This is a genomic window from Candidatus Skiveiella danica, from assembly GCF_022705245.1.
In the GTDB taxonomy this organism is placed as follows: domain Bacteria; phylum Pseudomonadota; class Gammaproteobacteria; order Burkholderiales; family Burkholderiaceae_C; genus Skiveiella; species Skiveiella danica.
The window spans coordinates 60,234-71,476 of sequence record NZ_JAKJEW010000025.1 but is presented as its reverse complement, the minus strand read 5'-3'; the positions used below and the strand labels follow the sequence as shown (position 1 = coordinate 71,476).

Annotated in this window: 13 protein-coding genes; 7 read left to right on the top strand and 6 right to left on the bottom strand. The window is 65.6% G+C overall.

What is annotated here, in order from left to right:
• Positions 1 to 222: 222 nt before the first annotated feature.
• The 4 genes from ACMUOY_RS14640 to ACMUOY_RS14625 form a co-directional block, all read right to left on the bottom strand.
• Positions 223 to 1,023, bottom strand: a complete 801-nt coding sequence (locus tag ACMUOY_RS14640) for an amino acid ABC transporter permease (protein ID WP_413893466.1) — start codon at positions 1,021 to 1,023, stop codon at positions 223 to 225.
• Complete coding sequence (locus tag ACMUOY_RS14635) at positions 1,020 to 1,682, bottom strand: amino acid ABC transporter permease (protein ID WP_413893465.1); 663 nt, start codon at positions 1,680 to 1,682, stop codon at positions 1,020 to 1,022. Before ACMUOY_RS14635 ends, ACMUOY_RS14640 begins: the two co-directional genes overlap by 4 nt.
• Positions 1,683 to 1,685: 3 nt before the next feature.
• The gene (locus ACMUOY_RS14630) at positions 1,686 to 2,588 is read right to left on the bottom strand and encodes a glutamate ABC transporter substrate-binding protein (RefSeq protein WP_413893464.1); all 903 of its coding nucleotides are present in this window, start codon (positions 2,586 to 2,588) and stop codon (positions 1,686 to 1,688) included.
• A 91-nt stretch (positions 2,589 to 2,679) separates the two neighbouring features.
• Positions 2,680 to 3,399, bottom strand: a complete 720-nt coding sequence (locus ACMUOY_RS14625) for a GntR family transcriptional regulator (RefSeq protein WP_413893463.1) — start codon at positions 3,397 to 3,399, stop codon at positions 2,680 to 2,682.
• 115 nt (positions 3,400 to 3,514) lie between these two features.
• On the opposite strand from ACMUOY_RS14625, the gene ACMUOY_RS14620 reads away from it, so the two are divergent.
• From ACMUOY_RS14620 to ACMUOY_RS14605, 4 genes are read left to right on the top strand one after another with little or no spacing between them, the layout of a single operon-like run.
• Positions 3,515 to 4,921, top strand: coding sequence for an aromatic ring-hydroxylating dioxygenase subunit alpha (locus tag ACMUOY_RS14620; RefSeq protein ID WP_413893462.1), 1,407 nt, complete (start codon positions 3,515 to 3,517; stop codon positions 4,919 to 4,921).
• Positions 4,918 to 6,402, top strand: coding sequence for a glutamine synthetase family protein (locus ACMUOY_RS14615; RefSeq protein ID WP_413893461.1), 1,485 nt, complete (start codon positions 4,918 to 4,920; stop codon positions 6,400 to 6,402). The genes ACMUOY_RS14620 and ACMUOY_RS14615 overlap by 4 nt, the downstream gene beginning before the upstream one ends.
• A 20-nt stretch (positions 6,403 to 6,422) precedes the next feature.
• Positions 6,423 to 6,758 carry a 2Fe-2S iron-sulfur cluster-binding protein gene (locus ACMUOY_RS14610; protein WP_413893460.1) on the top strand — a complete coding sequence of 112 codons (336 nt, stop codon included), beginning with the start codon at positions 6,423 to 6,425 and terminating at the stop codon, positions 6,756 to 6,758.
• 16 nt (positions 6,759 to 6,774) lie between these two features.
• Complete coding sequence (locus tag ACMUOY_RS14605; RefSeq protein ID WP_413893459.1) at positions 6,775 to 7,077, top strand: antibiotic biosynthesis monooxygenase family protein; 303 nt, start codon at positions 6,775 to 6,777, stop codon at positions 7,075 to 7,077.
• 33 nt (positions 7,078 to 7,110) lie between these two features.
• Here ACMUOY_RS14605 and ACMUOY_RS14600 read toward each other — a convergent pair whose 3' ends face one another.
• Together ACMUOY_RS14600 and ACMUOY_RS14595 are read right to left on the bottom strand one after the other, a co-directional pair.
• Positions 7,111 to 7,719: an SOUL family heme-binding protein gene (locus ACMUOY_RS14600; RefSeq protein ID WP_413893458.1), complete on the bottom strand. Its 609-nt coding sequence runs from the start codon at positions 7,717 to 7,719 to the stop codon at positions 7,111 to 7,113.
• Between the two features lie 133 nt (positions 7,720 to 7,852).
• On the bottom strand, positions 7,853 to 8,311 hold the full coding sequence (locus ACMUOY_RS14595; protein WP_413893457.1) for a MarR family winged helix-turn-helix transcriptional regulator: 459 nt from the start codon (positions 8,309 to 8,311) through the stop codon (positions 7,853 to 7,855).
• A 225-nt stretch (positions 8,312 to 8,536) separates the two neighbouring features.
• On the opposite strand from ACMUOY_RS14595, the gene ACMUOY_RS14590 reads away from it, so the two are divergent.
• The 3 genes from ACMUOY_RS14590 to ACMUOY_RS14580 all read left to right on the top strand — a co-directional run bounded on the left by ACMUOY_RS14590 (position 8,537) and on the right by ACMUOY_RS14580 (position 11,175).
• The gene (locus ACMUOY_RS14590) at positions 8,537 to 9,232 is read left to right on the top strand and encodes a fumarylacetoacetate hydrolase family protein (RefSeq protein ID WP_413893456.1); all 696 of its coding nucleotides are present in this window, start codon (positions 8,537 to 8,539) and stop codon (positions 9,230 to 9,232) included.
• Between the two features lie 144 nt (positions 9,233 to 9,376).
• Positions 9,377 to 9,859 carry a TRAP transporter small permease gene (locus ACMUOY_RS14585; RefSeq protein WP_413893455.1) on the top strand — a complete coding sequence of 161 codons (483 nt, stop codon included), beginning with the start codon at positions 9,377 to 9,379 and terminating at the stop codon, positions 9,857 to 9,859.
• Entirely contained in the window at positions 9,856 to 11,175 is a 1,320-nt protein-coding gene (locus ACMUOY_RS14580) for a TRAP transporter large permease (protein WP_413893454.1), read from the top strand. Before ACMUOY_RS14585 ends, ACMUOY_RS14580 begins: the two co-directional genes overlap by 4 nt.
• Positions 11,176 to 11,243 lie beyond the last annotated feature (68 nt).

Genomic DNA, 11,243 nt, shown 5'->3' with positions numbered 1-11,243 from the left:
GCGGCTCTCCTGCGTGACGTTTGTTTGTCAACACATTATTGCCAGCTGTTGCGCGCCACCCGAAACGGAAGAGAACCCATTTTGATTCGATAAATCGCCCTCAAACACGGTTTTGGAGCCCTCCACCCCTACCCCACCACCAGCCGCATCCCCGGCATCACCTTCCCGGACTCGGCGCGGCGCTCCAAGGCCAGGGGCGCAGAACCAGTAGGCGACTCATCCTCAATACACCGGCCGCCCCAGCCTGTGACTCGCCCGTGAGATCGCATAGTTCACCAGGCAATAAAGCACCGCCACGACCAGGTACACCGGCACGAGCGAGCGGTAGTTGGCGATGAGCACCTTGGCGTTCTGCATCAGTTCACCGTAGGTGACCACATAGCCGAACGTGGTGTCCTTGACCACGATGACCAGTTGGGCAACCAGTGCGGGGACGATGTAGCGGAAGGCCTGGGGGAAGACGATGGACGCGAACACTTGCGCCTTGCTGAGGCCGAGCGCGCGTGCCGCATCGGTCTGGCCGCGGGGAACGGCGAGCACGCCTGCGCGGTACACCTCGGCCACCACGGCGGCGGTGCTGAGCCCGACGGGCAAGGTGAGCATCCAGTAGGCACTGAGCTTGATGCCGACTGAGGGAAGAACCAGGAAGCACACGTAGATGAGCAGCAGCGTGGGCACGCCGCGCAGGAATTCGATGACGGCCACCGCAGGCCAGCGCGCGATCCGCAACCGTGAGAGGCGGCCGACCAGCAGCACCAGGCCCAGCACGAGCGCGATGACGGCCGCCGCTGCCGCGGAGGCCAGCGTGCCGAGCAGACCTTTGCCCAAAAAGACCCAGGTCGTCTCCCAGGCGAAGAATTCCCACAGTCGCCCAGCGAATTGCCCCGCATCCTGAAAGCGGTACACGATGGCCGCGATGAGCGCCAGCAGCGCCGCCGCGACGCCCACGCTCACGACGCGGGTGATGGCCTGCGCCTTGTGGGTCAGGTCGCCGAAGAGAACGTCTTCCAGGGCGCGGCTCATCGCAGGATGCGGACCTTCCGGTCCAGGGTGGCGCCCGCCCAGGCGATGATCAGGCCAGAGGCCAGGTACATCGCCGCAGCCACTGCGAATGCAGCGATGCCGGCGGCGGAGTCGTTTGCGATCTTGGCAACCAGCGCCGTGAGCTCCTTGCCGGGCAGGGGGACCTGGGATGCCAGTGCGGTCGAGAGCATCAGCGCGATGAGCAGCGAGGTCATGGGCTGCACCACCGAACGCAGCGCCTGCGGCAGGACAACCGAGGTGATGATGGTCATGGGCTGCATGCCCAGACTGCGCGCCGCGTCGATCTGCCCACCATCGACGGTGTTGATGCCCGTGCGCAGGTAGTCTGCCGTGAATGCAGAGCACACCAGGCACAGGGTAAGGATGACGCTCGGTTCATAGTCGATCACGACGTTGAGATCGGGCAGCGCGAACACGATGAAGATCAGCAGCGCCACGCTGGGGATGTTGCGAAAGACCTCGACGTACAAGGTCAGCACAAATCGAAGCGGCCGCAGCGGCAGCAACCGGGCCACCGTGATGACGATGCCCAGCGCGAACCCGGACACGAAGGACAGCGCCGTGAGCTTCCAGGTGAGCAAAAGGGCCTGCACGAAGGCAGGCCCGTACTCGGCCAATAGCGGCGACACGCTCCCCATCGATTACTGAATGGCCGGCGGCGTGGGAACGTTCGTGCTGCCGGTGCGCTGGCCGATGCTCACCGTCCACAGCTTGGCCCAGGTGCCATCCGCCTGGATCTTCTTCAGAAAGGCATTGACAAACGCCACACCATCCGAACCCTTGGGAAGACCAATGCCATACGGGTCTTGCGGCCCGAACGGCGCACCCGCGAGTTGGGCCTCACCGGTGCCTTGGCTCAACACATTGAGCAGCAGCGTGTAGTCGGTCACGTAGGCTTCGACACGGCCCTGGCGCAGGGCATCGAGGGCTTCCTGGTGCGTCTGGAATTCCTGCACGACGGCCTTGGGCGCAAACTGCGCAAGGATGGCGGGGCCGGTCGATCCGGCCTGGGTGGCGGTCCGCTTGCCGGCGAGATCGTTATACGACTGGATCGCCTTGTTGTTCGACTTGACCAGCACGCCTGCCTGCGAGCTGTAGTACGGCCCGGCAAAGGAAATCTTCTCGGCGCGCGCCGGGGTGATGGAATACGTCGCCAGCACCATGTCCACCTGGTCATTGATGAGCACCTGCTCGCGCGTGGACGAGGTCACCTGCGTGAATTTGTACTTGGACCCATCGCCCAGGATGTAGCGGGTGAGCATCTGGGCCAGGCCCGCATCGAAGCCGCGGATCTTGCCGTCCTTCTCGTTGAGCATCGAGAACAGGTTCGAGGTCTGCGTGGCGCCCAGGCGCAGCGTGTCGGCCTGCTTGATCTTGCTGGCCCATTTGTTCGAGGCAATCGTCGCGGCGTCGGCAACAGGACCCTGGGCGACCAGCGCATCGAACGCAGCCGCATTGATGGGGGTGCCTTGCGCATGGACTGACGCACCGGCAGCGACGGTGAATGCAAGCACGGTGGCCTTCAGGACGGATGAAGTGGACATGATTCCTCTCAGTGGGTGTGTAGCGCCAAGAATGTATAGCAGTCTTGCGGGGGCTGCAGCCGGAAGGTCTGCCTGTATTTTGGGGCTCCCCCTACCCCACCACCAGCCGGATCCCCGGCAGCACCTGTTCCGACTCGGCGCGGCGCTCCAGGGCCAGGCGCATGTTCATCTGGGCGACTTCGGTGTGTTCCACCGCCAGGTTCTGGGCACGGGTGCCTTCGCCGCGCTTGAGGGCATCGAACAGCATGTGGTGCTGGCGGTGGGCGTAGAGCATCCAGTCGCGGTCCAGCGCCACGGTGCCCTGCATCGGCAGCATGGCCGACGCGGGTGCGAAGGGCAGTTTGTCGTTCAGCGCCACGGCGCGCTGCAGGGCGCGGTTGCCGCAGGCGTCCAGGATCAGCGCGTGAAAGCGGTCGTTCATGCTGGCGTAGGCGGCGTAGCTCTCCAGCGTGAGCGGGTTGTCGGCCAGCAGGCGGTCGCCCGCCTCCAGGCAGGCCTGCAGGTCGCCCTGCAGCTGGCGCGACACGCCGTGCTCGGCCACCAGTCGCGCGGCCATGCCCTCCAGGTGGCCGCGCACGGCAATCGCATCGGCCACTTCGCGCGGGGTGAACTGGCGCACCAGGTATTTGCCGGTGTCGCTGGCTTCGATCAGGCCCTCTTGCTCCAGCGTGACGAGCGCGCTGCGCACCGGCGTGCGCGAGGCGCCCAGGCGCTCGGCCAGTTGCTGCTCGGCCAGGCGCTGGCCGGGTTCGAAGGTGCCGCGCAGGATCAGGTCGCGCAGCTGCATCAAAACAGTCTCTTGCAGGTTCATGGCGGCAACTGTACACTGATTGTGAAATTTGGGATACCGTTTTGACAACGCCGGTCAAACGGTGCACGATCCATCCACCGAACCTCCCGCCAACCGCCACCTTCGAAAGACCGCCATGAAAGCCGAACTCAACGAAATGATCACCCGCATTGGCCCGGGCACGCCCTGCGGCGACCTGATGCGCCGCTACTGGCAGCCGGTGGCGCTGGTGGACGAATTCAACCCCACGCTGGACCCGGCCATGGGCGTGCGCCCGGTGAAGGCGGTGCGCCTGCTGGGGCAGGACTTCGTGCTGTTCAAGAACGCCGACGGCAGCTACGGCCTGCTGGATCGCGACTGCCCGCACCGCGGGGCCAACCTGGCCTTCGGCCGCAACGAGGGCGACGGCCTGCGTTGCCCCTTCCACGGCTGGAAGTTCGATGCCGCCGGCCGGTGCACCGACACCCCGGGCGAGCCCACCGGCAGCACCCTGTGCCAGCGCATCAAACAGCGCAGCTACCCGCTGCTGGAAAAAGCCGGCGTGCTGTTCGGCTGGTTCGGGCCCGAAGACGTGTCGCCGCCGCCCTTCCCCGCCTTCGACTGCTTTGCCGCGCCGGCCACGCACAGCTTTGCCTTCAAGGGCCTGTGGAACTGCAACTGGCTGCAGGCCTTTGAGGTGGGCATCGACCCGGCGCATGCGTCGTTTTTGCACCGTTTTTTCTTCGACGAGTCGCTCGAAGAAAGCTACGGCCGCCAGTTCCGCGGCGCCAGCCTGGGCGAGCTTGATGGCCAGCGCCTGCCCATGACCAAGGTGATGCGCGAGTTCGACCAGCCCGACATCTCGTTCGCCCCCATGCCTTATGGCTTGCAGCTCACCTCGCTGCGGCCCATCAACGACCAGATCACGCACACCCGCGTGACCAACGCGATCTTCCCCAGCACCTTTGTGATTCCGTTGTCCGAGACGATGACGATCACCCAGATCCATGTGCCGGTGGACGACACGAAGAACTACTGGTACGCGATCTTCACCAGCTTCGACGCGCCGGTGGACAAGGAGGTCATGCGCAACCAGCGGCTGGAGGCCGTGACCCTGCCCGACTACATCCCGAAGTCCGGCCAGCACAACAACTGGGGCTTCAGCGCCGATGAGCAGCAGAGCCGCACCTACCTGGGCATGGGCGAGAGCGACATCAACGTGCACGACCAATGGGCCTGCGAGAGCATGGGTGCCATCCAGGACCGCACCCGCGAGCACCTGGGCACGACCGACAAGGTGATCATGGCCAACCGCCGCAACCTGATCAAGGCGATCGAGACGGTGCAGGCCGGCGGCACGCCGCCGGGCGTGGCCGATTCGGAAATCGCCGCGCACCGCATGGGCCCCGACACGGTGGACGGCCTGGCCCCCACCGGCGGCGTGGAAGCCTGGTGGCGCCACGCCGTGCAGGCCAAACGCGACAACGCGCCCTGGGATGCGGCGCTGAAGCCCGTGGCCGAGCCACTGGCGGCCGAGTACTCGCCGCACGAGGAAGCGTCTTGAAGTCATTCGCGGAACAGTGCGGCATCCACGACGACGCGCGTGAAGCCGCCGCCCACCACACCGCCCGGCTGATCGAAGCCAGCGGCCTGGAGCTGGTGCGCTTCGGCTGGTGCGACCTGCACGGCGTGGTGCGCGGCAAGACGCTGACGGCCAAGGCCGCCGTGAAGGCCTTGCGCGCGGGGGTCGGCATGGTCAGCACGCTGTTGCTGAAAGACACCTCGGACCGCACCACGTTCAAGGTGTTCGAACCCGGCGGCACGGCCGAGCTGCCGGGCTTTGCGTTCGCCAGCAACCTGATCCTGCTGCCCGACCCGGCCAGCTTCAAGCAGCTGCCCTGGGCGCAGGGCACGGGCTGGCTGCGCTGCCAGCCGTGGTTCCAGGACGGCACGCCGGTGCCGCTGGACACGCGGCGCATCCTACAGCTGGCGCTGGGCAAGCTGGCGCAGCGGGGTTTCGGCATGGTCTGCGGGCTGGAGGTGGAGTTCCACATCTACCGCATCAAGGACCCGCACAACGGCCCCGATCTGGACCCCGTTCAGGCCGCCTGGCCCGGCCAGCCGCCCACTGTCAGCATGATCCACCCCGGCTACAACTTGCTGGCCGAGAGCTGGATCGACATGGCCGAGGAGCCGCTGCGCATCGTGCAGCACACAGCGCAGGCGCTGGGCCTGCCGCTGCAGTCGATGGAGATCGAACTGGGCCCGAGCCAGGTGGAGGCGGTGTTCGACGCCACCGATGCACTGACGGCTGCCGACAACATGGTGCTGTTTCGCAACGGGGTGCGCCAGGCGCTGCGCCGCGCGGGCTACCACGCCAGCTTCATGTGCCGCCCGCCCTTCCCGAACATCATGTCGAGCGGCTGGCACCTGCACCAGTCGCTGGTGGACGGTGCCACGGGCGCAAACGTCTTCATGCGCGACGCGCCCGCGCCCGGCACCACGCCGGTTGATGCGCTGCACACGCTGACGGACACGGGCGCGGCCTGGCTCGCAGGACTGCTGGCCCACGCCCGGGGCATGGCTTCGCTGTGCACACCCACGGTCAACGGCTTCGGGCGTTTCCGGCCCAACGCGCTGGCGCCCCAAGCCGTGCTGTGGGGCCGCGACAACCGGGGCGCGATGCTGCGCGTGGTGGGCGGCGCCGGCGACGGCGCCACGCGCATCGAGAACCGGATCGGCGAGCCCTCGGCCAACCCTTACCTGTACATGGCGGCACAGATCCACGCCGGGCTCGACGGACTGGCGCGCGGGCTGATGCCGCCGCGCGCCACCGAGTCGCCGTATGCCAGCGACGCCGAGATGATTCCCACCAACCTGCCCGACGCCCTGACCGCGCTGCAGGACGATGGCGCGCTGGTGGAAGGTTTTGGCGCCGATTTCGTGCGCTACTACCGGCGCGTGAAACTGTCCGAAGCCCAGCGTCATGCGCTCGCCGAAGACGCCACCGATTTCGAGCGGCGCGAATATTTCAGCCGCTTCTGACCGGCCCTCTGACCCACCCCATGATCACTCTTCATTTCATAGCAAACAATGACCCAAAGGCGCTGGGGTCTGCCACTATTTCTTCAGAAACCGGGCGCAGCCTGATGCAGGCGGCCCAATCGGGCGGTGTGGACGGCATCGCGGCCGACTGCGGCGGCAGCCTGACCTGCGCGACCTGCCATGTCATGGTGCGCGAGCCGTGGGCCAGCCAATTGCCCCCGCCCGGCGCGGACGAGCTGGCGATGCTGGAATTCACCTCCGAATTGCGCCAGCCGAACAGCCGCCTGTCGTGCCAGATCCAGCTCACCGAGGCGCTGGACGGGCTGACGGTAGACTTGCCAGCATCCCAATACTGAACGCCCACGAGCCCCCATGATTCTCGAAATCGCCGACATTCGCATCCAGCCCGGCCAGCAGGCCGCCTTTGAAGAAGCCATCCAGCGCGGGCTCGACACCGTGGCCAGCAAGGCCAAAGGCTTCGAGGGCGCCAAGGTGAACCGGGGCATCGAGTCGCCCGAGCGCTACGTGCTGCAGATCTTCTGGACCACGCTGGAAGACCACACGGTGGGCTTTCGCCAGTCGCCGCTGTTTGCCGAATGGCGCGCCATCGTCGGGCCCTTCTTCGCCGCCCCGCCGGTGGTGGAGCATTTCGAGCTGGTCACCAAGTCGGCCTGAGCCCGCCAGCCACCGCGAGCGACGCGCGCCGGCTCAGCGCAAGGTGAGCCAGATTTCGTTGCGCCGCATGAAGGGCAGCGAGAAGGGGCTGTTGTAGCGCGAGAGGATGGGTTCACCCACCGTGGCCAGGCCTGCTTTGCCGACCGACTGCCGCAGTTTTTCAAGGTTTTCCTCGTAGGTGGCTTGCGACCACCCGCCCGCATAGCGCAGCACCGCCACGCTGGTCGCCGGGACCTCCCGCAGCTTCACACGCTTGTCCACGGGTTCCGGCAATGTCGCCAAGGTGTAGCCGGCCGGCATGGTGAACTGCACCACGAAACCGCCTGGCACCGGCGCCTGGGAGACCGGTGCCGTCATGGCCAGCTTGACCGGCACGGGCGTCTGCGAAACCGGCGCGGTCATTGCGATTTTCTTCTCGCCCCGGTTGTTGCCGAAGATGTAGTCGGCCAGGATCTTGAAGCCCTGGTTGCCGGCCTCTTCGGCCGGGCCGGGCACCACGGTTTCCGCCACGAGATAGGGGTTGTACTGGCGGACCTCGAAGGCGTCGTAGCTCTTCACCACGGCGTAGGCGGGCTCTTCAATGGCCTGCGCCAGGCTGGTCACGCCCAGCAGCGCCGCTGAAATCAGTTTGACGGGGTTCATGGTGTTCATTCAGTACGGATGACAAGGCATGGCATCACTGTAGGCATTGGCGACAACCATGGTGGTGCGCTGCCGAACATGGCCTGCAAAGGGCGGCGACCTCAGGGGAAGACTAACAGCGCAGCGCCGCCGCTCAGTCGCGCCGTGATGTCGGCGCCGCCGCGTCGTGCCCGGCGACCAGCCGGGCCAGCAGATCCACCAGCTGCGCCTGCTCCGGCTCGCTCAAGGGCGCCATCAGGCGCTGCTGCACCCGCGCCACGCCGGACTTCATGCGCGCCACGGCCCGCTCCCCTTCGGCAGTGACCCACAGCAGCTTGCGCCGCTTGTCCTTCGGGTCCACTTCCCGGCGGATCCAGCCCCGCGCCTCAAGCCGCCCGATCACCGAGCCCGAGGTTGCCGCATCAAAAGCCACCCGCGCGGCCAGCGTCACCTGATCTTCGCCCGGTATGTCGATCAGGGCGTTCAGGATGGCGAACTGGACCGGCGTCACTTCGAAGGCGGCCGTTTCCTCCATGAACAAGGCCACGGCCAGCTGGTGCGCCCGCCGGACCAGGTGGCCGGGCGCGTGTTCGAAGTCAAACGGGGTGCTCATGCGAATCAGTGTAGCGACGCAGCAGATGAACTATATTGCGTGCTGAAATTATTATACGTATACTTATCATCGACTGAAACGGGGAATCCGCGGGGTGTCCAGCCGGGCAAGGCCATGGCACACTGCCATCCCTCTCCCGCAAAGTCCGGGGGCCGGCTGGCCGACGTTGGGGCCGGGACGGCAAAGGGTCGGTCACTCACCACGCAATCAGGAAGAAAGGCTGTCATGAACTTCGTTTTCAATCCGCCGGCAACGGTTTCGGTCCCGGTCCTTGGCAGCAGCGCCCGTTTCCCGGTGCATCGCATCTACTGCGTCGGGCGCAACTATGAAGAGCACGCGAAGGAAATGGGCTTCACCGGGCGCGAGCCCCCCTTCTTCTTCCTGAAGCCAGCCGACGCACTGGTGGTCGTCAACGCCGGCGAGACCGGCGCCATGCCCTACCCCAGCCTGACGCAGAACCTGCACCACGAGATCGAACTGGTGGTGGCCATCGGCACCGGCGGGCGCAACATCAAGGCCGCCGACGCCTACCAGCACATCTTCGGCTTTGCCGTCGGCCTGGACATGACGCGGCGCGACCTGCAGAACGACATGAAGAAACAGGGCCGGCCCTGGTGCATCGGCAAGGCGTTCGACCAGTCCGCGCCGATCGGCCCGATCACCCCGGCGGCGCTGGCCGGCGACGTGCACCACGCCGAGATCGCCCTGCAGGTCAATGGCGCGGACCGCCAGCGCAGCAACGTCTCCAAGCTGATCTGGAGCGTGGCCGAGACCATCGAGCACCTTTCCGCCGCCTGGGAGTTGCAACCCGGCGACCTGATCTATACCGGCACGCCCGAAGGCGTGGCAGCCGTCGTGCGGGGTGACCTGCTGGAAGGCGCCATCGCCGGCCTGGGCGACCTGAAGATCCGGATATCCTGAACGGCGATAGCAGGTGTGGAGATATTGCTCTTGCGCATGCCTGCGGGGTCGGCATCATCCACCTGCCGCAGCCAAGTGGCCGGCATTCGCCTTTAGAATTTCGGATTGGTAAATGAATTTCGATTAGCGAAACAGGAGACGGACTTGCGAATACTCGAAAAACTGGCCCAGGCGTCCGCCATTCTGGCCGGGCTTCTCATGACGTTCATCACCGTCATGACCTGCGTGAGCCTGATCGGTCGCAACACCACGGGCACCACGCTGGCCGGCGACTTCGAGCTGACCGGGGTGGCCGCCGGAGCCGCCATTGCCCTGTTCATGCCCTGGTGCCAGCTGCGCCGCGGCAACATCATCGTTGACTTCTTCACCGCCAAGGTCAGCGACCGGATCAATGCCATGCTCGACCGCTTTGGCGCTCTGCTGCTCGGCCTGGTGTTTGCCGTGCTGGCCTGGCGCACCGCCGTGGGCGGCCTGAATGCCTGGAGCAGCCAATCGGGCACGATGATGCTGGGCTTTCCGGAATGGGTGGTCTACGTGGCCATGGTGCCGCCGTTCATCCTGACCACGATCATCGCGCTGTACCAGGCCGCGACAGGCGCCGAGTATTCCGACGAAAGCCACGCATGAGTGCTATTTCCCTCTCGCTGACCATTTTCGGGATCATGCTGGTCGTGATGGCCTTGCGGGTGCCGATTGCCATCGCCATGTTTGTCGCCGGAACCATCGGCTACATCATGCAGGCCGGCCTGGATCCGTACTTCAGCTTTCTGAACAGTCAAGCGTTCGCCCGCTTTGCCAGTTATGACCTGTCGGTCATCCCGCTGTTCATCCTGATGGGGCATTTCGCCACGCAGGGCGGCATCAGCCGGGCGTTGTTCCAGTTCGCGGCGGCCGTCATGGGCGGCTTTCGCGGCGGGCTGGCCATGGCAGCGGTGCTGGCCTGCGCGGCGTTTGGCGCCATCTGCGGCTCCTCGGTGGCCACGGCTGCCACCATCACCGGTGTGGCCCTGCCCGAGATGAAGCGCCACGGCTATTCGGGCCGCCTCTCCACGGGCACGCTGGCGGCCGGTGGCACGCTGGGCATCCTGATTCCGCCGTCGGTGCCACTGGTGATCTATGCGATCCTGACCGAGCAGAACATCGCCAAGCTGTTCGCAGCAGCCATGGTGCCCGGCATCATTGCCATGGTGGGCTACATGATCGCCATCGCGATCTATGTGCGCGTGGTGCCCGGCCAGGCCCCCGAGGTGGACGACGATCGCCCGGCGATCACGATGGCCTCGCTGGCCGGCATCGTGCCCATTGCCCTGATCTTCATCCTGGTGTTCGGCGGCATCTACGGCGGCCTGTTCACGCCCACCGAAGGCGCAGCCGTTGGCGCGGCATCGACCTTCGTGGCGGCACTGCTCAAACGCGAAATCACCTGGAAGAAATTCAAGGTCTGCTTCTATGCCACGGCCGAGAGCTCGGCGATGATCTTCCTGATCTTCATCGGCGCTGACGTGATGAACTCGGCGCTGACGCTGACCCAGGTGCCCGCCCAGCTGGCCGCGGTCATCAACAGCTGGGGGCTCGCCCCGCTGGTGGTCGTCACGGCGATCATGCTGTTCTATGTGGTGCTGGGCGCGGTCATGGACGAGTTGTCGATGATCCTGCTGACCATTCCGATCTTCTTCCCGATGATCATGGGCATGGATTTCGGCATGTCCAAGGAATACACGGCGATCTGGTTCGGCATCATGGTGCTGATGACCGTGGGCTTCGGCATGCTGGCGCCGCCGGTGGGCCTGAACGTCTATGTGGTCAATGGCATGGCCAAGGATGTGCCGATGTCGGAGAGCTACAAGGGCGTGATGCCCTTCCTGATCAGCGACACCATCCGCACGACGGTTCTGCTGCTGTTTCCCGGCATTTCCCTCTTCCTCGTGAAGTACGTGTCCTAGGGGTTCCACGTAGGGCATTGCCCGTAGTCGCCGCCTTGGCCAAATGCGTTAAGTTACCACCATCGTTT